A 26,121-nucleotide genomic window follows, 5' to 3' on the forward strand; every position below is an offset into this window, starting at 1 on the left:
TGTGTCCGCTTTTGATGTACCGTTGGCGTTATAGTCTGATTTCTTAGTAACAGTTATCTGAACAACAGAAGCGAGTCAATTAGGTGAGCCGGATCGTTTGTTTGTTCAACCAGGCTGGGGGTGTGGGGAAGTCAACCCTGACGATTAATCTTGGCTACCAGCTGGCACAGTTGAAGCCTTCTAAAGCTAAAGGTAACTACCGGGTGCTTTTAGTTGATATAGACCCTCAAGCTTCGCTCACTAACTTCATGGGTATTGACCCAGCCAGCTGCTCCAAAACCATCTACGATGCAGTGATTGACCGGGAGCCGCTGCCAATTCTCAAGGAAATTCACTCTATGGACTTTGTCCCGGCTTCCCAGAACCTCACTTCGGCTGAACTGGAGTTGGTGGTAGCTGATATGCGAGACCTGCGCCTCAAGTATGCCTTGGAGCCTGTCAGCGAGCATTATGACTTTATCTTAATTGACTGTCCCCCCAGTCTAGGCATCTTGAGCTATATCAGTCTGGTGGCATCTACTCATGTCTTAGTACCAATTCAGACGCAGTACAAAGCATTTTTGGGGACTGAGCTGCTGTTAAATACAGTTTCCCGTGTCCGGTCGCTCCCAAATCGCCACTTGAAAATTGCTGGGTTTATTCCTACCTTATTTGATGCCCGCAATACCCAAGATGAACGGACGCTAAAAGCAATTCAAGAGCAATTATCAGAGGTCGGGGTGGTTTATGACCCAATACCCCGCTCTACTGCTTTTGCAGATGCAGCTGAGGAAAATGTCCCACTAGCACTATTTAACCCTAAGCATCCAGCGGTAGCTGTCCTCAAGAAAATTGCTAAGGGTTTGGAGAAATTGTTATGAATGCGAAGCGTGATAAGCCCTATAGTCGTCGTCTTAAAGGTATAGATGCCTTCATCGGGGAACCAGCAGCTACAACTATGTCTGGACAGCTTGTTCCCATTGAAAAGATTCAATCGCAAGAGCAACCTCGTCGCTACTTTGACCCGCAAAAGTTGGAACAATTGGTGCAGTCGGTCAAAGAGCATGGCATTTTAGAGCCGTTGTTGGTGCGTCCGCTGTCGAGTGGGGAGTATGGCTTGGTCGCGGGAGAGAGACGCTACCGCGCTGCAAGGGCAGTTGGTTTAAGCGAAGTTCCTGTCGTCGTGCGCTCGTTGAGTGATTCTGAAGCCCTGCAACTGGCTTTGATTGAAAACTTGCAGCGAGAAGACCTCAACCCGATCGAACAGACCGAAGGAATTTTACAACTTTTGAGCTTGAAGCTGGGTAGAGCGGTGCCGGAGGTAGTTTCCCTACTTTACCGAATGCAAAATGCAGTGGCGGGAAAAATTACTGATAACGTTATCAGTAATTCCGAGTCGGAGGGAGTGAAGGAGATTTTTGCAGGTTTAGGACTAATGGAGTGGGAATCTTTCACAGCTAATCGCCTTCCCTTGCTGCGATTGCCTGAAGAGATTCTAGAAGCTTTGCGTTCTGGTCGAATCGAGTACACCAAAGCCAAAGCGATCGCTCGGCTCAAGTCGGCGGCAGAACGTCAATCACTGTTAGAAGAGGCGATTGCCCAAAACTTATCTTTGAGTGAAATTCGGAAACGTTTGAAAGCTTTTCAACGCCCGACTGAACGTGGAGAACTCCTAACAAGGATGGAGACAACCTACAAGAAAGCTAAGAAATCAAAGGTGTGGGAGAACCCCAAGAAGCGCAAGAAACTAGAATCTTTGTTGGCAGGGATAGAGACGCTGCTAGTAGAGTCGGATTGAGGAACTTTTTACTTTGACACAGAAGTGCAATTAGCGTAAGCCAGAGCCAGTGAAAGCAGTCTAGTATTGGGGATGTGAGAAGGGTTCTTCGTTTGAATAATTTCTGATTTGGTCAATCTGATACTTTGCCCCAAGTAACAGCAATGTTCAAACTCCCCCTACATCTCTTTTCCCAAATTCCAAAGTTGCTGCCAGCCAAAGTTCATGCTAGTCACGGCAAAACCTGAATGCCGAGGAAAACGGCGATAGATATAACGGACAGTACAGTTGTTATTAGATAACTGTGTTGATTCAGGCACTTCCACCAAAGCCAAGATAAAGTCGTTAGGTTTGTTCAGTGCTGTGATTATTTGGTTTTTGGTGATAGTCACTGTACTTGCACCCCTGACGCGACCCTTAACCACAATAAAATGCAACTCACCCGTATCAGGAATCCGCGATTCAATATCGTAGCCACACCTATTCGCACTCACGTCCCTTGACTCAAATCCTTGTTTCCGTTCAACTGCCATTACTGCTTCAATAGCTAGTTTTTCTACTCGCTCCTTTTCACGAGTGTTGATGACAGTATTGACTTGAGGATTACCTAAGAGACGTTGAAGCAGACCACCGGGGACTATCAACGTGCCTCCGACCACCATTGGCGGTTTTGGTGATAAGTGGCGCTCCTGTTCTAACTCTTCCAGCCGCTTAAAAAGCCGTCCTTTGAGTTCATCTACTCTCCGACGAGCATTGTCATAGTTAAGTCGAGTATTTGGCTTTCCGGCTCGTTCCTCTAGCTTCAGCTTTTCCGCTTGGTTCTCCCAGTAGTTAATTTCTGTAGTTAGTCGCTCTTTAACGGCATTGATTGACTTCGTAATCCGCTCAATTCGCCGTTGCTGCACAGCCTGCAAATGTGGAGGAACCAGGTTTTGGTCGGGTAGCAATTCCTAGTGATAATCCCTCACCAACAGTGATGCAAACAGCTTCATTTCCAACTTGGCGAACTCTTTGCCCAAACATTCTCTCACTCCGCCACCACTTCGGCTACACAGGCGTTTCGCGTCAGTCTTGTCAAGTGATTAACCCGGCAACTAAAGCTCAAATGTTGTCGGGTTATCAAAATCGCTGAGGCAGTTTAGGCAGCGTAATAGAAACGCTCGTGGATCACTCTGCCATCTTTCCATCTCTGTACGGAGACTTGATCATGCGTAACTTTGCCCCATTCAGAATGGGTGTAATCGACAAACCACTCAGAAATAATCACGTCTTCGCCATAAGCAACCGCTTTCAGTTCTGCTGCCCGAAATTCAGTCACTTTAGAAAAGAACTCCAGTTCTCTGTCGCGATTCGCGGCTTTCCCTACAGTGGCAAGTGTTTCATTTTCCTGCATCACTACATCATCGCCATAGTATTTCTCAAACGCTTCCATCGCTTTACCTTGTAAAACCAGGCTCTTGATGTCTTCAAAGTTGGCTTTGAGGTCTGTTGCTGTAATCATAATTTTTGTCCTATTGGTTAGCTCAATGTTGTCAGGTGAGAAACTTGATTTGGCTCACAACATTAATGATGTTTCATTCTTTTTAGTTTGAGAAGACAGCAAAATGGAATATGACTTATTCTTGTTGAGAATCAATCTCTATGTCAGATCTCATCACTTGCATCAAGAGTTTTGTACGAACAGTAGAAATAGGCAGTTTCTCTGCCGTCGCTAGAGAAATGGGTACCACTCAACCGACGATTAGCAAACAGATTGCTGCACTAGAAGACTATCTGGACGTACAATTACTGCTGCGCTCAACGCGCCAAGTGAGTTTAACTGAGGAGGGAACGCGCTTTTATGAGCGTTGCCAACCCGTTCTCGAAGCATTATCTGAGGCAGAGTCTAGTGTGGGCAAACGGCAGAACCCTTCTGGACTATTACAGCTCAATTGCTCGGTTGCATTTGGGCAGATGCAGGTACTCCCCCGCCTGAAACGATTTCTCGATCGCTATCCGGATATTAAGATTGACCTAACGATGTCTGACCACTTTGTCGATTTAGTCGAAGAGGGCATTGATTTAGCGATCAGAATTGGCAAATTTGTTGCTCCCAACTTGATCTCACAACCGCTTGGCACGTTCCGATTTGTCGCAGTCGCATCGGCAACCTATTTGGAGAAGTTTGGTGAGCCACAAGTACCAGCCGACCTTTTGCAGCACAACTGTATTGTTTACACGAAACAGTCCACAGGCAATGAATGGCATTTTCGAGGCACGACGGTAACGGTGAGTGGAAATCTGCAAGTCAATAACTCGATGGCACTTCGTGAAGCTGTGTTGGCAAACATTGGCATTGGCACATCACCAATTTGGGGGTTTAGCGATGAACTCCAAAATCAATCGGTCAAAGTTATCCTGAAAGAATACGAACCTGAGCCAATACCAATTCAGGTCGTTTACCGTCGAGGACGCTTTGAGTCGGCGAAGGTAAAATGCTTTATTGACTTTCTCCGACATGAGTTCAAGGCTGGGCTGTCTTGATCGAGTATCTATCCGACATCAATGTCGCTCTATGTCGTGTATCGGCGAACGCTACTCATCTAAAGCTGCTTTGGGCTTTGTTTGGGCTTGAAATCTGTCTAAGTCCCAATAAAAAGGTTGTATTGCCTCGATTAGTTATTGAGTGTCCTCGATGACGAGGATACCATACCGATAATTCTATCCAGTCAGTTGATAATCCTTAAAAACAACCTCGTATCCATCGCCTTGAGGTGATGCACACATGATTCCCACCTGAAGTTCGGGTACATCGGGGAAATAGGCCATTCTTAGTAAGGTATAACGGGAATGTTCATCTAAGTAAAAGATATAAATAGCTTCTTTGCGTCGTTCTACTCGAAGTTGCAAAAAATCAGGTGGTTCTTGCAAGGGAGTGACTGACCAATCCGAGTAGCCTCTTGTAACCACTGCACTCAGGTTTTGGACTCCATCTACATACTCAATGCCAGTTTTGATCCAATGGGTTTCATCAGCGCGAATCATGATTCCAGCTTGGTCATACAAGTCTTTGTAGTTGCCGTATATCTTCACTTCGACCACAAAATCAGTATTGACTCGCTCGAAATAAAAATGCCCATCATCTCGAATAAATCCATAATGGGTAATGCGCCAAAAGTCCGTTTTGGGTGCAGTTGTGACCACAATTTGGTTGCCAGTCTCCGACCATTGAGCAGGTTCATTGAGCCATTGCATCATTTTTCTATCTCATTGAGTGATACGAGAAACCTTCGTAGCAATTTGATGAATGTCTGAGTTTCGGTCTTGGTGAATTGAGCGAGGAACTGGTTTTCTTTCTCAAACAAAACAGGCATTACAGTATCCGTAAGCTCAATTCCTTTGGGTGTAAGTTGAACACTGACACTGCGACGATCGTCCGGGTCACGAATCCTTTTCACCACGCCGTCTTCCTCTAGGCGATCGATTCGGTTGGTCATGGCTCCAGAAGAGAGCATGAGCAAACTATAGAGTTCGGTGGGTTTGAGTTGATAGGGCAGTCCCTGTCGCCGCAGCGTTGCCAGCACATCGAATGACCAGACATTAAGACCATAATCCGCCAGCACAGTTTCCCGATGCTTCTCCAGCAAACGGGCGATTCGCAGCACGCGCCCTACTACAGCCAATGCTCTTACGTCTAACTGAGGTGACTCTTGTTGCCACTGTTCCAAAATTTCATCAATGCGATCGTGTTTCATCGCTTGATTATATCTTGGCATCAAGAATCTTGACATTTACCTTTATCTTGATTATCTTGATATCAAGATAAATAAGCCCAAATCCATTCACCTTTGAAGGAGCAATCGTGAACGTTCTACTGACCAGCGCAACAGGTTATGTCGGCAGTGCAGTGGCAAAGGCATTGCAAACAGCGGGGCATCAGGTTATCGCTATTGCCCGCTCTGAGGCATCGGCACAACGGTTAGCCGCTTCAGGTATCCAGCCGTATCGAGGTGATTTGACGGATGCAGCGAGATTGGGTCAAGCGGCTCAAATGGCAGATGCCGTGATTCATACGGCTGCAACCAACGATGCAAACATGGCAAGTGTCGATCGCTCTGCTGTTGAAACGATTTTGGCGGCTCTAGAAGGGACTGAGAAACCCTTCGTTTACACCAGTGGGATCTGGGTGATGGGCGATACAGCAGGACAAGTTGCAGATGAAACGTTTCCTTTGAATCCCTCACCGATTGTGGCTTGGCGACCTGTGATTGAAGATTTGGTATTGGCTGCGGCTCAACAGGATGTGCGATCGCTCGTCATTCGTCCAGCTTTAGTCTATGGACAGGGAGGAGGATTGGTAGCCATGCTGATGCAGGCAGGGCGCGATCGCAATTCTGTACCCGTTGTGGGGGATGGACTTAATGCCTGGTCATTGATTCATGTGGAAGATTTGGCAAATCTGTATGTCAAGGCGATGGAACAAGCCCCTGCTGGAACGTTGCTGATTGGAGCAAGCGGTGAGTATTTACCGTTAAAAACGATTACTTTAGCAGTTGCTCGGGCGGCTGGAGTGGGCGATCGCATTCACTCCCTGACCTTAGAAGAAGCGCGTGAAACGTGGGGATTACTGGCTGACGCGATCGCACTCGATCAAAGAGTTTCTGGCGAAAGGGCAAGACAACTACTCAATTGGGTTCCTTCAGCACCCTCTGTTCTGGAAGAACTGAGCAACGGTTCTTACAGACAATCGGCGATCGCAGCTTAAGCCTAAATATTTCTTCTACTTAAAGGAAATTTCAACATGGAACGACGCATTATCAATCCCTGGAACTGGCAAGCCGAGCAGGGATGGTCTTGGGCGATCGAGACGAGTGGGGCGCAGCGAGTTCTTTACTGTGCTGGGCAGGTTTCAATGGATGGTGACGGGAAACTCCTTCATGTCGGAGATATGCGTGCCCAAATTAATCAGGCACTCGACAACCTTGAAATTGTTTTGAGTAAGGCAGGTTATCACCTTTCAGATGTGGTGCGAATTGATTACTACACCACCGATGCCGATCACCTCATGGCAAATTGGGACGCGATCAAAAACCGATTGGTAACCGCCGGATGTCATGCGGGAGGCGTACTCCTGGGCGTATCACGTCTAGCCTTTCCCGAATTGTTGATTGAAATCGAAGCAACTGCGGTTCAGTAATCGCACATCTCACCCATCAACTTTCTAGAGGCACTGAACATGATTGATATTGGGCTGACGCATATCGCCTTGCCGGTTTCAGAGCTTGAAAAAAGTATTGAGTTCTACGCAACTTATGCTCAAATGCAGGTTGTTCATCGTCGCATTGATGCAGAAGCAGGAGTTGCAGTCGCTTGGCTAACGGATCGCACTCGACCGTTTGCAATTGTTCTGATTCAAACTGATTCGGTGCATCCCGTTCTCTCTCCACTTGCACATCTGGGAATTGGCTGCAAAAGTCGTGAAGCAATGGATATGCTTTGTGACAAGGCTCGTCAAGCAGGGGTACTGGTTGAGGAACCAAAAGATTCTGGGTATCCAGTTGGGTATTGGGCGTTCTTGCGAGATCCCGATGGACACACACTGGAACTCTCCTACGGTCAAGAGATTGGTCTGACAGTGGAGCAGGCAAATACCTAGAACGGTTTGTAGTCGCAGCGCGGTCGCCAATCAATGGGTGATTGCCGGATGTCGAGTAGTACGCCTACTGAGAAGCGACCTTGCCATGAACCGCAGAACTCTGATTTAGCCTGGGTGAGTCTGCGTACAACATTGAGCTAAATTATCAAGCTGATCGAAAATTTCAACTAATTCCTGCCCTCTTTCCGTTAATCCACAAGTTACTTGTGGCGGCATTCATATAAGTTATGACTTCTATCCGTTTGAGTCGTTTACAAGCAATCGCTACTCGCTGCCAAGTCTGCTTTTATCTGGTGCTGTCTTTACTGAGTGGTGCATTGTTGCCCATTCAAGCCAGCCTCAATGGTCAATTAGCGCGATCGCTTAACTCCGTTCCCTTGGCGGCAAATATTTCCTATCTAGTTGGCTCACTGGCTTTAATTGCATTACTCTCCACGGGACGATTCTGTCGTCCAGACTGGTCTGCCTTACTCAAAGCGCCTCGCTGGAGCTTGATAGGAGGTGTCTTAGGAGCCTGGTACATTGCCTCCAGTGCTTACTTTATCTCTGTTTTGGGAGCGACTTTAACGCTGGGGTTTGTAGTTTGCGGACAGGCGATCGCAGGCATCATTGTGGATCATTTTGGCTGGCTGGGAGTGACCCGTCGCCGTCTCACCCCTTACCGTCGTTTTGCACTAGGGCTGCTAGTCATTGCTGTTGTTTTCCTTTCGTTTCCCGCGTAACCTCTATCAACAAAATCTATGGCTCTGTTGTTTGCATTAATTGGGGCTGGAGCAGCAGGTAGTTTTTTGGCAATCGGAGCAGCCGCCAATGCTCGACTCAAACAAGTCCTTCATTGTGCGATTGCTGCTGCTGCTATCAATTTTATCGTTGGCTTTAGTGTTCTAGCGCTATTGATTGCTGTGGGTGTTCTTAAATCACCCAATTTTGAACGGTTTGCTGATGTTCCCTGGTGGGCATTTTTAGGTGGATTGTTGGGAGCAATTTTTGTCACGTTAAACACGTTGATCGTTCCTAAATTGGGCTTAACCACATCAACTCTGGCAGTTGTTTGTAGCCAAATGATCGTGTCGCTGGCGATCGATCAATTTGGTTGGTTTGGGATTGTTCCCCATTCCCTGAGTATCTCCAGAGTATTTGCAATTGTGTTGTTGCTGATAGCGATCGCCCTCACTCAACTTGATCGTCATCATTCCTCCTCCCAAATGCCAACTCTTTTGAAAGAGGAGAATTCTAGCCATTGAAACATGAACACAACACCTCACCTATCTGGATTGGGGTAGCAATCTCGTTTTATGCCTTCATCGCCATTGGGATTGCAGAAGCTGGGTTGGGAGTTCTTCTGCCCTCCATCCTGTCTACCTATCAATTAACTCCTGCAACCGTCACCTTTCTCTTTATCAGCCAAATTAGCGGATACATCCTGGCTGCCTTCAGCAGTAGTTTGGTAAGTAGCCGACTGGGATTGGCACGAATGCTATTCATCGCTGCCAGTACGCTCACAACGGCTCTGTTGATTTACGCCCTCTCCCCGTTTTGGTTCATCATGGTTGCTGCCGGAACTTTACTCGGACTGGGAATTGGATTGATTGATGCGGGCATCAATACCTATATCGTTCAAGATTCGCGCAGTGCCAATCTCATTGGATTGCTCCATGCGTTCTATGGCATTGGCGCATTATTAGGTCCAGCAGTAGCAACAACTCTGTTAGCCCTCGGTATGGACTGGCAACAGGTTTATTTTGTGTTGGCAGGAGTCGTCAGTCTATTGATTGCAGGCGTTCTGGCAGTGATAATCTGTCGCTACAGACCAATGACATCAAGGATATCTGCATCAAGTACAACGGCGTTGGGAAATCTGGGGCGATCGCTCAAAACTCCTGCTGTTCTTGTTACTGGACTGCTCCTGTTGGTCTATGTTGGGACAGAAGCATCCGTTGGTAACTGGGCATACAGCGTGCAATCCATCGCTCGAAAAACACCTGAACTCATCGCAGGTTATAGCGTCAGTGCCTACTGGCTGGGATTAACAGTGGGACGCTTTAGCCTGGGCTATTTTTTGCAACGACTCGGTGCCATCCGCACCATCAGTCTGTCACTGACTCTACTCATCATTGGCTTGGTTGCCTGGTGGCTCCTGCCTGACCAGTTGCTCAGCTTACCACTCATCGGCTTTGCTCTGGCTGCAATTTTCCCGGCAACCATCTGGTTAATTCCGCAACGAGTGCCAGATGCCCTGGTTCCTGCTGCTGTCGGCTTTGCCACCAGCACAGCCAGTTTCGGGGTGGCGATCGTGCCAACAGGGTTAGGCTGGTTCGCCAGTTGGGCAGGCTTAGAAGTTATTCCCATGCTGATGTTGCCTCTGGCAATTGTGATGGTGGCTTTGCATCGCTGGCTGGTACAACATCCCGTATTTAAGGATAAGCCGATTGAGCCATAGATTGTTAGGAAAAATATTTGCACTAAGGAGGAATAGTTATGAGCGATTTGTGTAAGTGTCCAGAGTCAAAATCGCCAGATTCGACAGCTAATTGGCTAGCCTCAGATCCATGCCAGATAGATAATTTAATGGGAGCGATGCCTCAGCAGTATTGCTTTCTCTTTAGTAAGATCGGTGTAGTCTCAGCGCATGTACGATACTCAATACATCATGAGTCCACTGTGTAAGGATTAACGTCATCGCAATTTCTTCTAGGGTGTGAATAATACCCACGGCGATCGCAAGAGAAAGCGTTAATCCTCCATAACTAAAGCCGAACCGAGTACACTCTCACCAGCCCCTCGTAACTCTGCACTCAGACATGTGAAAGGGGGAGTGATCGCTCGTATCCTAAACAGGTGGATGAACCGGATAGTCAGGTTGCGGCTGGAAATGTTCTTCTATTGCTGCCATCACCGCTAAAACAATATCCTCACGCCAGTGACGCGCTGCAACTTGTACGCCCACAGGTAACCCAACACTCCCTTGTTCCACTTTGGAAGCTGTTTGCTCACTTAACTGTTTGCTAGGTACGCGATCGCTTTCTTCTCCCGGACGCACCCGCGTAGCGGCTACCACACCTGCGGGCATACCGAGTAAATTGTACGGGATAGTATAAGTCGCATCATTGAGTAGGAAGTAGCCACTACCATGAGTCAGCGCCGCTAGAGCACAAGGTGGACAGAGGATTGCATCGAACTGTGCGCCATCCAAAGCTGCCATAAAAGCGGCACGGTAGCGGCTACGTTCATCAATTCCCCTCCAATATTCGCTGACGGATACTTCGCCCATGTAAGGCGAAAGTTTAGCCATCAACCGTTGACCGAGCCATTCATAAATTGCTGCACTCATTTTGAATAAAGGTTTTGGCAAAGAGACGGTTTGAAGAGTCTGGTTAATTTGTGGATGCCGTTTGCTGTTACCTAACTGCCTTTTAGAGGTTACTCCACCATCTGCACCATACAGTTGGAGGTATAACTGTAAAGCTTTGAGCAAGTCTGGAGGTGTCCACTCTTCTACGATCGCACCACGTTTTTCTAGCGAAAGAGCAGCTTCTCTCACAGCCCGCCGCATTGCCGGGGAAGGAGTAATGATATCGTTGTCAGTGAAAAAAGCGATTCGCAAATTTTCCAGCTTGACATCAGACGGTTCGCGCCAAGGTACGGGTGGAATACTGGGGTCAAACGCTTCCTGTCCGGGTGCCGCCAGAACCTTCATCGCCAGGTTCAAGTCAGCGACAGTCCGTGCCATTGGGCCGGGTTGTGCCAGTATCGCTTCTTGACCGGGTAACAGTGGCACATGACCCACCATCGATAACCTACTTGATGTCGGTTTGAGGCTGCAAATCCCACAGGCATGGGCAGGCATCCGGACACTCCCACCAATATCACTCCCCAAGCCAAGGCACGAACCCAAAGCCGCGATAATCGCCGCCTCACCGCCACTGCTTCCCCCTGGAGAACGTTCCAGATTCCAGGGATTCAATGTGCGACCGTAGATAGGATTATCCGATTCATTCAGTGCGAGTAACTGGGCAACATTGGTTTTGCCTAAAATAATCGCTCCTGCCTCTTGCAGTCTTTTGACGAGTGGTGCATCCTGCTTTGGCGTTTGACTGAGAGCAGAAATTCCCATGTTGGAGACAGTCCCCGCTACATCAAATGACTCTTTGATGGTGATGGGTACTCCGTGTAATAGTCCGAGTGTTTCTCCCCTAGAGCGAGCTTCATCAGCAGCTTTAGCTTGCGATCGCGCTTGCTCAAATAGAGGGATAATTACGGCATTTAAGCGAGGATTAACCTCTTGAATGCGTTGAATGTGCGCCTCAACAACTTCACTGGCAGAAAGTTCGACCGCCGCAATTTTTTGAGCAATTTCTGTTGCACTACTGCCAACAATAGCGGAAGGAATTTTAACGATATCCATTTGCCGCTCACCTTGTAACTCTACATTACTCAGAATTACCTTTCTACTAAAGAGCGTCTTGTAGATTCGTCCAATTTTTTGTACGTTCTTGTCATCTTTGGCGGATATGTCTGGGAGTCACCCCTAGCAGACGTTTCAAGTGACGGTTGAGATGGCTCTGGTTGGCAAAACCAACGCTGTAGGCTACCTCTGCAATGCTGAGTTCTCCTTTTAGCAGTAATTCTTTAGCACGTTCGACTCGACGGCGAATCACATATTGATGCGGAGTCAAGCCAGTTGATTGTTTAAACAAGCGCGTAAAATAATGAGGACTCATCTGAACGATCGCGGCCAGTTCTGCTAAACCTAAATCTCGATCGACATGGTCGTTAATATAGTCAATTACTTGCCGTAACTGGCGACTAGAAAGACCCCCACTATATTCGCGTAAGATGGGTTGCTGTGCCGAGTAGTTTTGTAATAGGTGAACCGCTAGAGCATTTGCCATCGTCTCAGCGTAGAGACGGCTCCCTTGAGGATTGTTTTCTAACACTCCCTTAAGTGCCAGTCCAATTTGCAGAACTAGCCCGTCAGATGTGGCAAACTGAGGCAAGAGTTCAATGTTAGAAGGTTCAGCCGATTCGTCAACAGCACGAGCGAAAATATCAGGAGCAATAGCGATAACGATAAAGTCATGTTCTGCATTCCAACAAGAACGATGACTAACTTGGGCAGGAGTAATGACTATATCCCCTTCAACGACTTGCTCATGCCGAATTTTTCCGTCTAGGGTTCGCCGTGCCTGAATCGGAGCCTCGGTTTTTGGGAAGATGAGAAGACTATGCCAAAAGAGACTGGAAACTTCAGGAGATTCATAGGCAGGTGTGCGGAAATGTCCCAGGAAAATGCCATTCCAATCCGCATGAAGACTTGTGATAATTGGCGATCGCTCTAAGATTTGGATGAGATCGTTTTCGTTGGCGATCGCTCTTGGTTTGGCTTGTAACATGGGGTATCCTCGTCCTCACATCAAAAGTGTATCAAGACTTCACCCGTAGTGGTTCTAGAGGGATCTGAGGTGGGCTAGCCAGCACCAGCCCATCGACTAAATTAGGATGACGCAGGGCAACAGCCTGAGCAACCGTACCCCCATTGACAAGCCGACGAAGTAAGCATGTTTAACCCCCAGCACCTGACAGACTGTAGCGGCATCATCTGCCATCAATGACAGGGAATGGGGACTGATTAGCGGACTCGACACTCCTACCCGCATTGGTCAAAGGCAATGCAGCGGAACTAACTGGACAATGCCCGCAGTTGAGGTTCCCAGTGCTGCCATCGGCTAGCATTTCCATGCAGAAAGACAATTGCCTGACCGCTTCCAGCCTCATATACACTCAGGTGCGCGTCACCTATGTCAACTACTCTGGCTTTCATCTAGTTCCCCCTTGCTCGTATCTCACTAACGTTCTAAATACTTGGCCAAATTTAAAACTCCTTGGAACGAAGTTAGTTATTGAAAAGCCACTCAAGCAACTCTTGATCGAATAGCTCTGGTTCTTCAAACTGAGGCGCATGACCGCTCTTCTCAAATATGCGGATAGTCAGATTACTGAATTTGTCTCTTACTCCTTCCCACATATACGGTGGTGGAACGAGGTAATCATAGCGACCAAGAGCAAGGAGTACAGGGGAAAGCAGCTTATCTAAGTTTTCAGTAATATCTATGTCTCGAAAAACCTCGCCCCATACATAATCAAACATAGCCATGTTTACTTCTACGCCTTCCCAAAGTTTTGTCGCGTCATAGTTGTAGTCAAACCAATATTTGGGTCCCATAAGAAGGCAATATGTAATAAAGGCTTTCTCCGGTTGAGCTTCTATTGCTTCAGGCAACCTAGCCAAGTTTTCAGCAAGAGCTGCTTTACGCTCAGGACAAACAGAGTCATTCAGATATCGTTGGGCAGCTTCATGCCCTTCATGCGATAAACAAGGCGCTTCACACATCATTACCACATGAGACACATTGCCAGGATATTTCTTGGCATACTCCAGTGCCATAAAGGCATGACCTGAATGACCAATAACAATAATCTTGTCAAATCCTAACTCTTTCCTAACCAGTTCAATATCATCAACCAGTGAGTCTAACTGGAACAAAGAGGTGTCTTTTGAATCATAAGGAGGTGAGAAACCTCGATGAGCGACAAAGGCCAACTTTAGACTGTTACGAAGATTCTTAGAAAACGTTCTTGAGTAATACAGTGAACTGCCAACCACGATGGTAGGAGTCCCGTTACCCTCAACAATATAGTTGAGCTTAAAACCGCTTGAATACACATAGCCTGTTAGAGACATATTCTTACCTCAGCTTTTATCCCGGAACAGCAGGCACCTCTCGGAGCAAGTCGGGTTCGTTGTGTACAAATGTAATTTGCAATGTCCCTGCTAGCTCCTTGTGCTTCAGTGTCGATTCGTTAGCAGGCATGAGTTGCTCTAGGCTCTCTTGGCTCAAATGCAAACCTGTCTGGAGCACAGAGGCAGCGAGTCTGTCCAAGTTGGTGCTTGGCACCTCAAAGTTGATACAGATTAAGATGTTCGAGAAAAGGTGGAAGTCAGTAATCCAGGCTCCTGCTTTGTTAATCGCCTCACTCACACGAGCAGTCATCCCAATCCGTTCTGCTTTGGTGAACCCATCCAAGCGTAGAAACTGTCGCTCAAACATAGGCTAACCTCTCAAATGAATCAGCTCTACTATAGAGGAGTGACAAGAGAGCTGTCTTCATCCTGCAAGTTCACCTATTTGGGTGATATAAGACAACACTCATTGCGACGTATGGCACTCAATTTATCCAAACTTCCTCTAACTTTTGACCGATAAAAAAGCTGGAAAAGCGCTAAATATATCAGGTTGAAGCTTCAAGGTACTTGCCCAACGTAATAAATATTTGTTAGCAATATTTATTACGGCTATTTAGGCTAAGTTCCTAACTATTTGATAGGAATTTATTTAGCCCAAAAAACAAAAAGGGCGGCTCAATACAGAGCCGCCCTTTTTGGGATTGGATATTTAATTAGTGCTGCTATAGAGCATAACCTTTAGCCGATTAAAGTGTCAAGGGCTGGCGTTGCACAACTAAGGGATGATTTAGACTGGCAAGGGTACAACTCCATCTTTGAAATAATGCAGTAGCAATTTAATTGATAGCCTCAGCATTTCTTCGGTTTTAGAATAGCAAAGAGTCCGCCGATAAAGACGTGCTCGCATAGTGCCTTGATCTGCTATTTTATCCTTCAACCCGTGTTATATAAGTCTTACTAATCAAATGGTCAGCATCATCAAAAAAACAGGGATAAACGCAATAGCCATCTGTGACATATAAAAAACATTGCCAACCTTTTAATATTTTCCACTCATGCTTAAAGGTCTCAGTGCTTCTGTCTCCTAAAACCCTTTTCAAGGATACCTGCTACTCCCTTGTTTACTGCTGGACTAGAGCCATATTTTGTTTTTTTTACCGATAGAAGTCTGAAGTTCATCAACTTGAGCAATTTCGGGTATTTCCAAGTATTCAGGGGCATCTGGTAAAGAAGCAGCCGCAAGTCTCACCCAATTGATAACGGTGTTGTGATTAACTCCAGTTAGCCGCTCAATGGTACGAAAACCGTTACCATTAACATACATCAACAGGCATTGTTGCTTAATTGCATCAGAATAACCAATGGCCGAGTAGGACTCAACTTGCTTGGCGGCGGCAATCGCAGCAAATGTAATGCGTGTTTACTACGCCGATGACCATTGTTACTGATGTGGGTAGATTCACAACTTGGGCAATTCATCTCTCTGTTATGCAACGCCCCAGTTACAGCACATTCTCTCGGCAGCAGCGATTAATGTAGTGAGGATGGTGGCTTGGCTACAAGGCATATCCCATGCCAAGACACGAACATCCAGATTTGCAGCACTTGCTACTACTTGAAGTCTTCCTTGGTTGTTAACCCGAATAACCTCTACATCTCTACTTGCTCTTTCCAAGTAATACATGGATAATTTCCCTTTCCCATGTATTACTTGGATAAGGATTGTCTGTGAGTGAAGTCAATGCTTGTTTTATTCCTCTGCGCTGCTCACCGGAGGCAGTCAATTGTGAAGTTCGCCAACAGTATCCATTGCTACTCACGGGCGGGATTACACTTTTATGCAATCATTCTTGAGCGCTTATAAATTGCCATTGCAGAGAACTGCAATTTGTACAAAAAACCTTCTAGTTCTTAGAGAGAGTTGGAGCCTTTCAAAACGGCTGATAGCGTACTGAAAAGTAGAGACCGTTTTCTTGTAGCGAGTTTCCCCTTTCGCCAACTGAAATTAAGGGGATGCCGTAGTCTAGGCGCAACGATAAATCGGGGGTAATCAGCCAGCGCAAACCCAGCCCTAAACTAGCAATTGTCGCTGGGTCGGGGTCAATTTCTCGATTATTCCAGGCTGTACCGATTTCAAAAAAAGGCGCTAACTGTAGTATTCTGGGGTCTGATGTGAGGGGAAAGCGAACTTCAACTGAACCCAGGATGCCATTGTCGGCAACGAGTTGGTTTTCTCGGTAGCCGCGAACGGTATCGACTCCACCGAGACTGATGCGTTCTAAAGATAGCAAAGAATCTGGGGTGAGCTGGGCATCAATTCGCGCTACTAGCAGATTTCTGGGTGATAACTGCTGCACCCACTGAAATTGTCCTAACCAGGAAAAGAATCGCCCGTCAGTACCTGTGTTGTTAATGGTTGCATCAAAGGCATCTATCCCTAGACTAAACTGAGACCGGGCGGCTAAGACTCGTCGAGTGCCACGATTAACCCAATCTTGAGAAAACCGAATCACCGTCACTTTGGATTCGCCATCTTCCGGACCTTCTGTGAAGGAAAAGGGAATGTTGTCAAGTATATAGGTTTGGCTGCGGCGCAAATCTAAACCTAAGCTTAATGCAAATTCACTGGTTGGTGTTCTTGTGATTGGCTGACGAAAATTGAGGGAATAGGTTTGAGTCTCGCTTCTGATACCGACATCCTCGAAATCTTCTTCAATAATGCTGCTATCACCATTGTTATAGCGGAAGCTCAGGGTACCGTTACGAGCATTCACGGGGATGGTATAGTTGATGTCGTAGAGGTCGAGTCCTTCAGTACGACCGTATTGGGCGGCTAAGCGATCGCCAAATCCCAAGACATTATCATGGCTGACTTCTACGCTGCCTTGGATAGAACCAATGCTGGGAGATTGGTTGTTGTCTACGCCGAACGCAGCGTGAAAGGCGGGTGCTTCTTTGAGAGAGACTCGTAAGATATTGCTACCTGGTGTGCTGCCTGCTACTAACTCGGCGTTCACTCGTTCGATGAGCGGATCGAGTTGCAACAGTTGCAAGGCTTCTTCCAAGCGTTGCTGGTTTAAGGGGGTAGAGGTGGCACGTTCAAGGCGCGATCGCACGTATCCTTCTCGCAATCGTCTTAACCCACCGATTTCAATCTGCTCGACTTCACCCTCTACCACTTGAATTTGGACTATGCCACTGCTGAGGTTTTGATTGTTGGGAAGGAAGGCTCCAGAGGTGACGTAGCCGTTTTTAATGTAGAGTTGAATAATGGCAGAGCGCAGTTCCAGCAAATCTTCAAGCGTGACTTCGCGGTTCTCGTAGAGCTGGGTTAAGGCGGCGATTTCGTCCTGTAAGACGGTGTTTCCCAGGACTTCTATTTTTTTGATGAAGAGGCGATCACCCGATAGGGGAGTGACTTCAGGTGACTCTTGAGTTGGGGGAGTTTGCAGTTCGGGTAGTGGTGGTAATGTAGGCGTTTCACCAGGGAAGGGACGGGGTGATTCAGAGGGTTTGGGAATGGTTTGCTCAACGGCATCTGGTGCGGTTGGGGGAATGGTGACACCTGGTGGCGGTGTGGACTGAGCGACTGCACTGAGGGTAAGGCAAGCTGAGGTTGTAATGCTTGAACCTGAAATGGCAACCCACCTTGGGATTAGGTACATATTTATGTTATTGAATTAAGGACACTCCCGACTCATAACGAGTTTCCCGTTTGGTAGTCGATACACCCCTTGGGGTTCCACAATGGGGTCGCCTTTTTGCCAAGGACGATTTTGGTTGGTCGTTAAGGGTATGCTGTCACTGGGTAAAGTTTCTATGTCTACTGTGGGAAAGGTGGACATTTGGGCATCTCCGGGTCGCTGCGGTAAGCCACCAGTACCTGTGATGGTGAAGCTTCCCTTGGTTGGTTGATTGCGGCGGACAATGCAGCTATTTGCCAGGAGGCTGTCAGTGTTAATTTGATTATCGGGTAACTCGGTGAGGCTATTTTGGATGAAGCTGACATCGGGTGTGGTGATGACTCCACTGACAGCGCCACTGGCATTGATATCGACTTGGTTATTGTTCTCAAGGGTATCAGGGTCAGTGCCTTTAGGTGCGGGAGAATAAGCAAAACCGAAGAATACTCTAGTATTGAGGGTAATGTCTCCGCCTCTGCCATCACGGGCAAAAGCCAGGATATCGCTGTCGTCGAAAGCGAGGATGGAGTCAGCTTCTAGGTAAATGTTGCCGCCGCCGCCTGCACCAAGGTTTACATTGGTGGTGATGTCACTGTCGCCCCACAAGCGAATCTTGTCGGCTGTGACGGTTATACCTCCCCCAGAAGATCGCTCGGAGGAAGTTGCGATTGTACTATTGGTGGCTGTTAGGTTTGGGGTGTTAATCGTTACGTTACCAGCAGGAGCAGCACCTGTAGATTGGGCAAGCAAACTTGCCTGATTTAGGTCTAGAGATTGTGTGGCGTTTACTGTGATGTTGCCGCCTTCTCCGTCAGGATTAGGGGATGAGGTAGAAGCGGACACCTGTGTTCCATCCTGAATTGTTAGCCGTTGAGTCTCAATTGTCAGGTTTCCCCCTACTCCAGTGCTGCTTGTCTCGACTGAGAGTTGACCATTGCCGTTGATTGTAACTGCCTGCGGTGCTGTTACAAGTAGGTTCCCTCCCCGACCACTGCCAGAAGTAGAAGCGGAGATTTTTGCGTCATCTTGGAGATTTACTGTCAAACTCTGCCCGTTGTTAGAAGGTTGCAACGTCAATGCTCCAGCGTCGGCAGCTCCTTGTGTTTCTGCCAATAAGCCACTGCCTGTACCTGAGAGGTTCACTTGGTTAGCATTGACGCTGATACTGCCACTTGGTTCTGAAGTCGTGGCAGTTGCGGTAGCAGTAGCAGAGACTGTGGCTCCATTGTCAATCTTTAAAGTGTCAGTGGTAATTGTTACGTCTCCAGCTTGGCCAGCCCCAGTTGTCTCCACTGAGAGCTTACCATCGCCGTTGATTGTAACTGCTTGCGGTGCCGTTACAATTAAGTTTCCTCCCTGACCACTGCCAGAGGTAGAAGCGGAGATTTGAGCATCATCTTGAAGATTTACCGTCAAACTCTGCCCATTGTTAGAAGGTTGTAATCTCAATGATCCAGCCGATGCGGCTCCTTCTGTCTGGGCAAATATACCACTGTTGTTGCCTTGTAGGTTGATTTGAGAGGTATTCAGTTCAATATTGCCACTCCGTGCTGTGCTGGTAGCCGCCGCCGTCGCCGTGGCAGAGACATTGCCGCCATCGGTTACAGTTAATAATGGAGTATTAATCGTTATATTCCCTGCCATACCAGCGCCTTCAGTCCGGGCAAATAAACCACTGGGAAGTGTTCCGTTGACTACGCTCGTTGCTACATTAGGTGTTTCGAGGGAAACTTGGAACGTGTAAGCACCCCGCGGACTACCTTTAGGGTTGACATAGTAGATACCAGGTTCGCTAAAAACATACCTTAAAACATTAACATCAACATCAGATCCTAAACGAGGATTAAGCGTTAGTAGCTCTCCACTGCCATTGTAGATACGGATAATGGGCCTGGTATCATAGGACGCATTAAAACGGAAAATTCCTCGAGTGCCTGGTGCTGTTACTTCAAAGGAGTAAAAGTCCTTATTGTCCAACGGAAGCTGCGTACCTGCAATGAATACATAGGGGTTTTGGACGGAACGTTCGACGTTAGAATTGACATCATCAGGACTGTTGAGGAAGAACTGAGTCAGTGGCTGGGCTAGAGTGATCGAGTTATTTGGCTCGACTTCAGCTAAGGGAGGGGGATTACCGACTAAGACATTCTTAGGAGGGATAAAGTTAGGGTCAGTTCCCGATATAAAAACGCCTTCGATTGTACTGACAGTGATGTCACCTGCCTTACCACTGCTAGAGGTACTCGTTACCAGTTGGGAGCCACCTGTTAAAGACAATGATCGCGCTCTAATTTCAATGTCACCCCCATCGCCTTGAGCTCTCGAATTCACAGCAGTACTGATATTACTGCGGTTGGTAAGGGAGATGACACCTCCAGCCTCTAACTTGACATGTCCCCCATTGCCTTGACCAGAAGTGAAGCTAAAAATAGCACTATCATTTGCTATGGAAACGGAGTCATCCACCTGAAGCGAGACGTTTCCTGCATTTCCTTGGCCGAAGGTGGCGGTATCGATGAAAGAGGCATTAGAAAGAGAAACTGCTCCTGCATCAATGGTGATATCACCCCCTCTGCCAATTCCTTCTGGCTCCAAAGAGGTAAATAGGCGGCTACCATCGAGTGCAACCAAGCCATCAGTCAAGATGAAGATGCTTCCTGCATTTCCCTGACCTCTAGCGCTAGTATTGAGTTCAACATCGGATAAGGTGACTGACGGTGCTGTAATTTGGATGTTACCGCTACTACCATTAGAGGCAGAGCTGTCAATTCCACTAGCTCGAAACAAATAGTCACTAGGATTCTCAAACACAAAGTTGGCGTTAGGACTGCTGAGTGCGACATTGCCACCATTAACGCCCGTAGTGTCAATCAGAGATTGTCCATAAGGACCTTCCTGGAGGACGATTCTACCATTCGTAGAATTGATGCTAACGGCTCCCCCGTTGCCCTCAAGAGAGTAGGTGTTTAGATTGCCTGTGGTGACATTACCACTTGCCGTCAGTGTGATCGCTCCTCCATTACCCGCGTAGGAGTTAGAGTAGAAATCATTTGCGGTGATGTTGCCACCTGCTCTCAATGTGATCGCGCCTCCATTGCCACCATCAGAAATGGAAATGGCTGAGCTGTTAACTTGGAGGGTAATATTGCCATCTGCTGTAACAGCGATCGCTCCCCCATTGCCCTCAAAAGAACCGGAGAATAGACCAAAGGTGGTAAAGTTACCGCCTGCCGTAATAGTGATCGCTCCCCCATTGCCCTCAAGAGAGCTGGAATCTAGATATCTTGTGGAGATAATATTGCTACCTGCCGTAATGGCAATCGCTCCCCCATTGCCCTCAAAAGAACCGGAGAATAGATTGAAGGTGGTAAAGTTACCGCCTGCCGTAACAGCGATCGCTCCCCCGTTGCCCTTACTAGAATTGGAGTTTAGAAACTCTGTAGAGATATTGCCACCTGCTGTCAGTGCGATCGCTCCCCCATCGCCAAAACTTGAAGAGGTGTTGACTGTACCGTCGATTGTAATACCCCCACGAGAGTTTATAGCAACTGAGGGATTTCTCGCGCCTCCAGTGGTAAAAATTGCTCCCGATGCTTGTGTCGGCTGAGTATCTGTAACTTGAATATCCCCACTAAATGAGACGTTGGGCTGATACTGATTTGTTAACAAGACTCTTCCTGTCAAAGGAACTGAGGTGTTATCAGCCGAAGTAAATAAGATTGTGCCGATTTTGATATCTGCACTCGATGGGTTATTAGGAGGGAAATTTACAGGCTGAAAGAAAGTGCCAGTGCCAGTTTGAAATGGACTACCAATGAAAGCTTGGTTTACTCCAGCGCGAATGTCCAGAGTAGGTTCATTTTTGCCATCAATAGAGATAGTGGTTCCATCAGCTAGATTTACTGTCTCTACTAATCCGTTTTCTGGATCTGCACCTTGAATCCAGACATAGCCGGGAATCTCTACCTTACCTCCCGCCAAAATGTGCAGGGAAGCTCCTTGATAGGCATTGATAAATACATCTCCGCTAGCTCGAATAATTGGGTCATGGGGGCTAAACAAATTCCCTAAACTGCCATCTAGCTGTTCTATCCGAAAATTACCCTCACTCCAGTAGTGGGCATCACCTCCCACTGTGTTACTACTTCGCAAAACCATATCCCCACCAGAAAAAAAGCCACTTTCTGGACGAGTTAATGCAAAAATATCTACCCTGTGATTCCCCTGCACCAGCAGATTTCCCCCAGCAGAGGCGATGAAAGGAATCGCCGCACTATCGCGCACTTTCACAGTATCCTGTGCTTCTAACGTCAAATCTCCCCCAGAGAGTAACTGTCCCTGTAAGTCCAGATTGCCAGCCAATAGGGTAAGATTTTTCCCAGTTGCTAAATTCCCTTGGTTAATAATCGAAGTCGGTTGATTGGCAACTGCATTAAAAAACAGCGCTCCCGGACTCACAGAAAGTAAACTACTCGTTTGCGGTTGTGCTGCACTGAAATAACCGCTATCTCCCAACTGTATGCCCTCAGCTGTTGTCGCCACAAATGACCCCTGGATATCCAAACTGGCATTTGGGCCAAATACAATCCCGTTAGGATTGAGCAAAAACAAATTCGCCCCACCCAAAACCCCCAGCCTGCCGAAAATATTAGAGGCATTGCTGCCCGTGACGCGAGTTAAGATGTTCTCAATTCCAGTGGGATTGGTAAAATAAGCCCCCCTGCCTTCCCCCACATTAAAGTCCCCAAAACTGTGGAAGAGGTTAGCGCCACGAGTTGCGCCACCATCTATACGGTCACTAGGAATACCCTGTATATTGACATTGGGTGTAACGACAGAACCTTCAGCCCCCAGCGTATTATCAGGCGCTATCTGAGCTAAAACACTCCCCCCTACTGCGGCGAAGAGTGTCCCTACTATTGCAACGCTACCAACAAGCTTCAACTGCCAACCCCGACTGAGCAAGCTAAACTTCGTCACGGCTAAAGCCTCCAAAGATAACTCAAGGTATGCAACCCAACTGAACCTATGCCGTGCCTGCCCACATTCCACTCCAGCCACAGACTCTCTTAGTCATCTCATGGGTGGAACTAAGGCTCATTTATGCAGAAATCAGGCTAATGTCAACTAAAGATTACCAAAATTAATAAAGCCGCCTGCAACTTCAGCTACAAATAAACTTAAAACTTCCGCTAAAATTCTCCTGGCAACCTACCCTATCCTCCTATGCCAAACCGACATCGCCAATTCCGTGTCCGTCGCGTTTTGGTAGTTTTATTCCTGAGCAGCCTCACATTTTGTCTGTGGCTGAATCATTTTCCATTTACCACTTTGCAGGCAACATGGGGAGAAGTAGCAACCGCACAGTCTCCCAATACGACACAATTCGTACAGCAAGGAATTGAACAATATCGCGCAGGAGACGTGCAAGGAGCGATCGCATCTTGGCAAACTGCCTTAACTGCCTATCAAACCACCAACAACCCCGCTAAGGGGGCAATTGTTCAAGAAAAACTAGCAATAGCTTACCGACAAATCGGTCAATTCGAGCAAGCGATCGACCATTGGAAACAAGCGATCGCAAACTATCGCAAACTCAGAGATATCGCCAAGGTAGGACAGTTGCTCACAGAACTTGCTCAAACCTACAGCCGTTTGGGGCAGAATAAAGATGCGATCGCACTTTTATGCGGTGCCTCTGAGACTAATGAGGATTGCCTTGAAAGCGAAGGAAGTGCTTTGCAAATCGCCCGAAAATTTAGTGATCGCGAGGGAGAAGCGGCGGCTTTAGGAAGCTTGGGAGAAGCGTATCGTCTCAGAGGAAAGTTTGACAAAGCCATTGAAACTCTCTTAGCTAGCTTAAACATTGTCCAGGGTATTAATCTCTCAGGTTATCGCTCCTCAGTACTGAATAGTCTGGCTAATGCTTACTTCAGTAAAGCTCAACTTAACGAGCAGCGTGCTAAGTCCGCTAATTTTAGAAGTGCAGAGATTAAGGCTGCTGACTTCATCAAAGAAGCGGCTTCCGATTACAAAAAAGCTTTGAATTATTTTAACAACAGTCTCGAAGTGACCCGTACTCAAAACGACTCATCGGGTCAAATGCGAACACTCCTCAATTTAATTCAACTTTATTCCCGCCCCAAAGATTCAAACTTACCTGATAGTGCTAAGGAGGCAGAGCAAAAAGTGCAAGAGGCTCTAGTCTTACTTGAGATGCTACCAAATTCTCAAAATAAAGTATATGCATCAATTGATTTAGCCGAACTCAAACAACCTGTTGCTTCTAGCAATTTCACTTTGTTTCAGGCTCAATGTTCACAGCGCCAACTCAATGATTCACAATCTGAAGAACTCCTTCAAAAAGCTGTTTCTATTGCTCAAAATATTAAAGATTCTCGTTCCGAATCATTTGCTCTAGGTAAACTTGGCCATCTCTACGAGTGCCGCAAGGACTACGATAAAGCTTTAGATTTCACCAAGCAAGCACGCTTGGCAGCCGACCAAAACTTACGTGCTAAAGATAGTCTTTATTTGTGGGAGTGGCAGGCGGGACGGATTTTCAAGGCACAAGCGAAAGAGTCTGAGGCAACTAGTGCTTACGAACGTGCAATTATGACCTTAGGAGATATCCGAGGCAGCCTGCTACTTGCAGAGCGAGACTTGCAATTTAGCTTTCGGGATAGCATTAGTCCTCTCTACCGGGAGTTTGCTCGGTTAAAGCTAGAACGTGCTGAATCACTAGCCATTGCCCGCCAAGAGTACCAAAAAGAACTCGATTCTGCACTTGATGCCATTGATTCTTTGAAACTAGCAGAATTGCAAAATTACTTCGGTAATGATTGTGTCTTTACCGTTTTTGATAAAGAACGAGTTGATGATTTAGAAACAGAAGACACTGCCGTTTTTAGTTCTATCATCCTAGAAGACCGAACGGCAATTATAGTAAGTTTTCCGAATCCTGAAAAGAAGCTTAAGCCAAATGCTGGAAGAAGATTGAAGAAGCTGGCATGGATAAACAATAATAAAACACTTAGAGAAGAAATCAAAAAATTCCGTTTAGATATACAAAAATTTTATGATCCCACTGACCCTTATTTGACGCCAGCACAGAATCTATTTAACTCGATTATTCGCCCTTTCACTTCCGATTTAGACGCAGCACAAATCAAAACTCTCGTCTTCATCCAAGACGGACTCTTACGCAGTGTTCCGATGGCGGCACTCCATGATGGTCAGGACTTTCTAGTTCAGAAATACGCCATTGCTACAACTCCTGGTCTACGCTTGACATCTCCTAAACCCCTAAATTTTCAAGGTCTGCGGGCACTAGCTTTGGGGTTAACCGAAGCAGCTACCGTTGATGGTGAAGAATTTAAGGCTTTGGCAAATGTCTACGATGAAGTCGAGCGAGTCACAAAGCTATTTCCAGGTAGCAAGAAACTCTTGAACAAACAATTCACTCCTCAGAGCTTAGAGCAAGAACTTAAACAAGCAGTTTACCCGATTATTCACATTGCCACTCACGGTCAATTTGGCACTATTCCAGAAGATAGCTTTTTAGTTACGGGTAATAATGAGAAAATTACAATTATTCAGCTAGAGAGTGACATCCGCCGCTTTAGTGGAGGTTCGGAACCAGTAGAGTTGCTCGCGCTCACGGCTTGTCAAACGGGTATAGGAGATGACCGTGCTACCTTGGGTATGGCTGGCATCACCGTGCAAGCAGGTGTCAGAAGTGCTTTGGCTTCCCTTTGGTATGTTGAAGATGCTTTTACACAAGAACTAGTCACTAAGTTTTACGATAACTTGCGATCACAAATGAGCAAAGCAGAAGCCCTCAAAGAAGCGCAGAAGGCGCTGATTAATAAAAACAAGAATATTCACCCCGCTCAATGGGCACCCTTTATCCTCATCGGTAACTGGCTATAGGGCGAGTTCAGAAGGCAGAAAGAAGCTCCCACGTTTTCTCTTCTCCCCTTGTGCCCTTTGCCTCCTGCCCCGGAGCTTTTTTTGTAAGGTTGGTTACAGGGCTATTTCATTTTAAATAGGTGCTTGAGTGTGTTCAGGCTGAAACCAGCAAGACGTTGGGCTTGAGCCATGTTCTCAAAGCGATTGTCACGATATAAATTGAGCGCAAAGTTGCGTGCCAGTGCCCAAATTTGAATCAAGGGTGAGGTACGAATGCGCGAAGCATCTTCACCCTGAGTCACATCCCGAACATAATGCACCTTGTTTTCAACTTCCCAATAGCCTCGAATCCGCTTTGCAAAAGCTTGTGCGTTATCGATAAACGAGGCAA

General features: G+C 47.0%; 23 protein-coding genes and 3 pseudogenes. 10 read left to right on the forward strand and 16 right to left on the reverse strand.

The features are described from left to right. The first annotated feature begins 83 nt into the window (after positions 1 to 83). Positions 84 to 860: an AAA family ATPase gene (locus tag H6F63_RS27690; protein ID WP_190640496.1), complete on the forward strand. Its 777-nt coding sequence runs from the start codon at positions 84 to 86 to the stop codon at positions 858 to 860. Then, positions 857 to 1,777, forward strand: a complete 921-nt coding sequence (locus tag H6F63_RS27695; RefSeq protein WP_190640497.1) for a ParB/RepB/Spo0J family partition protein — start codon at positions 857 to 859, stop codon at positions 1,775 to 1,777. The genes H6F63_RS27690 and H6F63_RS27695 overlap by 4 nt, the downstream gene beginning before the upstream one ends. 158 nt (positions 1,778 to 1,935) lie before the next feature. Here H6F63_RS27695 and H6F63_RS30265 read toward each other — a convergent pair whose 3' ends face one another. The 3 genes and pseudogenes from H6F63_RS30265 to H6F63_RS27710 form a co-directional block, all read right to left on the reverse strand. Then, the gene (locus H6F63_RS30265) at positions 1,936 to 2,661 is read right to left on the reverse strand and encodes a DUF3883 domain-containing protein (protein ID WP_199298321.1); all 726 of its coding nucleotides are present in this window, start codon (positions 2,659 to 2,661) and stop codon (positions 1,936 to 1,938) included. A 48-nt stretch (positions 2,662 to 2,709) separates the two neighbouring features. Beyond that, positions 2,710 to 2,796 (reverse strand): annotated as a pseudogene (locus H6F63_RS27705) (cytochrome P450); the annotation flags it as partial. A gap of 98 nt (positions 2,797 to 2,894) precedes the next feature. After that, the gene (locus H6F63_RS27710) at positions 2,895 to 3,257 is read right to left on the reverse strand and encodes a SnoaL-like domain-containing protein (protein ID WP_190640499.1); all 363 of its coding nucleotides are present in this window, start codon (positions 3,255 to 3,257) and stop codon (positions 2,895 to 2,897) included. A gap of 140 nt (positions 3,258 to 3,397) precedes the next feature. Here H6F63_RS27710 and H6F63_RS27715 point away from each other — a divergent pair, with 140 nt between their 5' ends. Further along, complete coding sequence (locus tag H6F63_RS27715) at positions 3,398 to 4,279, forward strand: LysR family transcriptional regulator (protein ID WP_190640500.1); 882 nt, start codon at positions 3,398 to 3,400, stop codon at positions 4,277 to 4,279. A gap of 177 nt (positions 4,280 to 4,456) precedes the next feature. Here the strand turns inward: H6F63_RS27715 and H6F63_RS27720 are convergent, their stop codons facing one another. Continuing rightward, positions 4,457 to 4,990 carry a DUF1349 domain-containing protein gene (locus H6F63_RS27720; RefSeq protein WP_190640518.1) on the reverse strand — a complete coding sequence of 178 codons (534 nt, stop codon included), beginning with the start codon at positions 4,988 to 4,990 and terminating at the stop codon, positions 4,457 to 4,459. Continuing rightward, the gene (locus H6F63_RS27725; protein ID WP_190640519.1) at positions 4,990 to 5,490 is read right to left on the reverse strand and encodes a MarR family transcriptional regulator; all 501 of its coding nucleotides are present in this window, start codon (positions 5,488 to 5,490) and stop codon (positions 4,990 to 4,992) included. Before H6F63_RS27725 ends, H6F63_RS27720 begins: the two co-directional genes overlap by 1 nt. Before the next feature lie 107 nt (positions 5,491 to 5,597). Here H6F63_RS27725 and H6F63_RS27730 point away from each other — a divergent pair, with 107 nt between their 5' ends. The 6 genes from H6F63_RS27730 (at position 5,598) to H6F63_RS27755 (ending at position 9,831) form a co-directional block, all read left to right on the forward strand. After that, positions 5,598 to 6,500, forward strand: a complete 903-nt coding sequence (locus H6F63_RS27730; RefSeq protein ID WP_190640501.1) for an NAD-dependent epimerase/dehydratase family protein — start codon at positions 5,598 to 5,600, stop codon at positions 6,498 to 6,500. A gap of 36 nt (positions 6,501 to 6,536) precedes the next feature. Next, on the forward strand, positions 6,537 to 6,932 hold the full coding sequence (locus tag H6F63_RS27735) for a RidA family protein (RefSeq protein WP_190640502.1): 396 nt from the start codon (positions 6,537 to 6,539) through the stop codon (positions 6,930 to 6,932). Positions 6,933 to 6,971: 39 nt separating this feature from the next. Then, a complete protein-coding gene (locus H6F63_RS27740; RefSeq protein WP_190640503.1) occupies positions 6,972 to 7,391 on the forward strand; it encodes a VOC family protein in 420 nt (139 codons plus the stop codon). A gap of 227 nt (positions 7,392 to 7,618) precedes the next feature. Beyond that, the gene (locus H6F63_RS27745; RefSeq protein ID WP_190640504.1) at positions 7,619 to 8,113 is read left to right on the forward strand and encodes a DMT family transporter; all 495 of its coding nucleotides are present in this window, start codon (positions 7,619 to 7,621) and stop codon (positions 8,111 to 8,113) included. 18 nt (positions 8,114 to 8,131) lie between these two features. Then, the gene (locus H6F63_RS27750; RefSeq protein ID WP_190640505.1) at positions 8,132 to 8,635 is read left to right on the forward strand and encodes a DMT family transporter; all 504 of its coding nucleotides are present in this window, start codon (positions 8,132 to 8,134) and stop codon (positions 8,633 to 8,635) included. Then, positions 8,632 to 9,831 (forward strand): MFS transporter, encoded by a 1,200-nt coding sequence (locus H6F63_RS27755; protein ID WP_199298323.1) that lies wholly within the window; start codon positions 8,632 to 8,634, stop codon positions 9,829 to 9,831. Before H6F63_RS27750 ends, H6F63_RS27755 begins: the two co-directional genes overlap by 4 nt. Before the next feature lie 390 nt (positions 9,832 to 10,221). On the opposite strand, the gene H6F63_RS27760 is transcribed toward H6F63_RS27755, so the two are convergent. From H6F63_RS27760 to H6F63_RS27805, 10 genes and pseudogenes are all read right to left on the reverse strand, one after another. Continuing rightward, on the reverse strand, positions 10,222 to 11,796 hold the full coding sequence (locus tag H6F63_RS27760; RefSeq protein ID WP_190640506.1) for an amidase: 1,575 nt from the start codon (positions 11,794 to 11,796) through the stop codon (positions 10,222 to 10,224). A gap of 91 nt (positions 11,797 to 11,887) precedes the next feature. Beyond that, complete coding sequence (locus tag H6F63_RS27765) at positions 11,888 to 12,784, reverse strand: AraC family transcriptional regulator (protein ID WP_190640507.1); 897 nt, start codon at positions 12,782 to 12,784, stop codon at positions 11,888 to 11,890. A gap of 96 nt (positions 12,785 to 12,880) precedes the next feature. Further along, on the reverse strand, positions 12,881 to 13,048 hold the full coding sequence (locus tag H6F63_RS27770; protein ID WP_190640508.1) for a hypothetical protein: 168 nt from the start codon (positions 13,046 to 13,048) through the stop codon (positions 12,881 to 12,883). 23 nt (positions 13,049 to 13,071) lie between these two features. Next, positions 13,072 to 13,212 carry a hypothetical protein gene (locus H6F63_RS27775; protein WP_190640509.1) on the reverse strand — a complete coding sequence of 47 codons (141 nt, stop codon included), beginning with the start codon at positions 13,210 to 13,212 and terminating at the stop codon, positions 13,072 to 13,074. A gap of 72 nt (positions 13,213 to 13,284) precedes the next feature. Next, entirely contained in the window at positions 13,285 to 14,133 is an 849-nt protein-coding gene (locus H6F63_RS27780; RefSeq protein WP_190640510.1) for an alpha/beta hydrolase, read from the reverse strand. 16 nt (positions 14,134 to 14,149) lie between these two features. Then, entirely contained in the window at positions 14,150 to 14,500 is a 351-nt protein-coding gene (locus H6F63_RS27785) for a hypothetical protein (RefSeq protein ID WP_190640511.1), read from the reverse strand. A gap of 423 nt (positions 14,501 to 14,923) precedes the next feature. After that, positions 14,924 to 15,615: pseudogene (locus H6F63_RS27790) on the reverse strand (IS1 family transposase). A gap of 7 nt (positions 15,616 to 15,622) precedes the next feature. After that, entirely contained in the window at positions 15,623 to 15,820 is a 198-nt protein-coding gene (locus tag H6F63_RS27795; RefSeq protein ID WP_190640512.1) for a hypothetical protein, read from the reverse strand. A 247-nt stretch (positions 15,821 to 16,067) separates the two neighbouring features. Beyond that, positions 16,068 to 17,801 (reverse strand): ShlB/FhaC/HecB family hemolysin secretion/activation protein, encoded by a 1,734-nt coding sequence (locus H6F63_RS27800; protein ID WP_190640513.1) that lies wholly within the window; start codon positions 17,799 to 17,801, stop codon positions 16,068 to 16,070. A gap of 15 nt (positions 17,802 to 17,816) precedes the next feature. Beyond that, a complete protein-coding gene (locus H6F63_RS27805; RefSeq protein ID WP_190640514.1) occupies positions 17,817 to 22,799 on the reverse strand; it encodes a filamentous hemagglutinin N-terminal domain-containing protein in 4,983 nt (1,660 codons plus the stop codon). A 246-nt stretch (positions 22,800 to 23,045) separates the two neighbouring features. On the opposite strand from H6F63_RS27805, the gene H6F63_RS27810 reads away from it, so the two are divergent. Beyond that, complete coding sequence (locus H6F63_RS27810; protein WP_190640515.1) at positions 23,046 to 25,751, forward strand: CHAT domain-containing protein; 2,706 nt, start codon at positions 23,046 to 23,048, stop codon at positions 25,749 to 25,751. Positions 25,752 to 25,852: 101 nt separating this feature from the next. Here H6F63_RS27810 and H6F63_RS29585 read toward each other — a convergent pair. Further along, positions 25,853 to 26,121: pseudogene (locus tag H6F63_RS29585) on the reverse strand (ISAs1 family transposase); the annotation flags it as partial.

It is taken from the genome of Trichocoleus sp. FACHB-40 (assembly GCF_014695915.1).
Lineage (GTDB): Bacteria > Cyanobacteriota > Cyanobacteriia > Cyanobacteriales > FACHB-T130 > Funiculus > Funiculus sociatus.

What these genes read in the sequence shown, in the direction of transcription:
- H6F63_RS27695 (WP_190640497.1), top strand. Translation starts at nt 857, where the DNA reads ATGAATGCGAAGCGTGATAAGCCCTATAGTCGTCGTCTTAAAGGTATA.
- H6F63_RS27710 (WP_190640499.1), bottom strand. Translation starts at nt 3,257, where the DNA reads ATGATTACAGCAACAGACCTCAAAGCCAACTTTGAAGACATCAAGAGC.
- H6F63_RS27715 (WP_190640500.1), top strand. Translation starts at nt 3,398, where the DNA reads ATGTCAGATCTCATCACTTGCATCAAGAGTTTTGTACGAACAGTAGAA.
- H6F63_RS27720 (WP_190640518.1), bottom strand. Translation starts at nt 4,990, where the DNA reads ATGCAATGGCTCAATGAACCTGCTCAATGGTCGGAGACTGGCAACCAA.
- H6F63_RS27725 (WP_190640519.1), bottom strand. Translation starts at nt 5,490, where the DNA reads ATGAAACACGATCGCATTGATGAAATTTTGGAACAGTGGCAACAAGAG.
- H6F63_RS27735 (WP_190640502.1), top strand. Translation starts at nt 6,537, where the DNA reads ATGGAACGACGCATTATCAATCCCTGGAACTGGCAAGCCGAGCAGGGA.
- H6F63_RS27740 (WP_190640503.1), top strand. Translation starts at nt 6,972, where the DNA reads ATGATTGATATTGGGCTGACGCATATCGCCTTGCCGGTTTCAGAGCTT.
- H6F63_RS27745 (WP_190640504.1), top strand. Translation starts at nt 7,619, where the DNA reads ATGACTTCTATCCGTTTGAGTCGTTTACAAGCAATCGCTACTCGCTGC.
- H6F63_RS27750 (WP_190640505.1), top strand. Translation starts at nt 8,132, where the DNA reads ATGGCTCTGTTGTTTGCATTAATTGGGGCTGGAGCAGCAGGTAGTTTT.
- H6F63_RS27760 (WP_190640506.1), bottom strand. Translation starts at nt 11,796, where the DNA reads ATGGATATCGTTAAAATTCCTTCCGCTATTGTTGGCAGTAGTGCAACA.
- H6F63_RS27765 (WP_190640507.1), bottom strand. Translation starts at nt 12,784, where the DNA reads ATGTTACAAGCCAAACCAAGAGCGATCGCCAACGAAAACGATCTCATC.
- H6F63_RS27770 (WP_190640508.1), bottom strand. Translation starts at nt 13,048, where the DNA reads ATGCGGGTAGGAGTGTCGAGTCCGCTAATCAGTCCCCATTCCCTGTCA.
- H6F63_RS27775 (WP_190640509.1), bottom strand. Translation starts at nt 13,212, where the DNA reads ATGAAAGCCAGAGTAGTTGACATAGGTGACGCGCACCTGAGTGTATAT.
- H6F63_RS27780 (WP_190640510.1), bottom strand. Translation starts at nt 14,133, where the DNA reads ATGTCTCTAACAGGCTATGTGTATTCAAGCGGTTTTAAGCTCAACTAT.
- H6F63_RS27785 (WP_190640511.1), bottom strand. Translation starts at nt 14,500, where the DNA reads ATGTTTGAGCGACAGTTTCTACGCTTGGATGGGTTCACCAAAGCAGAA.
- H6F63_RS27795 (WP_190640512.1), bottom strand. Translation starts at nt 15,820, where the DNA reads ATGTATTACTTGGAAAGAGCAAGTAGAGATGTAGAGGTTATTCGGGTT.
- H6F63_RS27800 (WP_190640513.1), bottom strand. Translation starts at nt 17,801, where the DNA reads ATGTACCTAATCCCAAGGTGGGTTGCCATTTCAGGTTCAAGCATTACA.
- H6F63_RS27810 (WP_190640515.1), top strand. Translation starts at nt 23,046, where the DNA reads ATGCCAAACCGACATCGCCAATTCCGTGTCCGTCGCGTTTTGGTAGTT.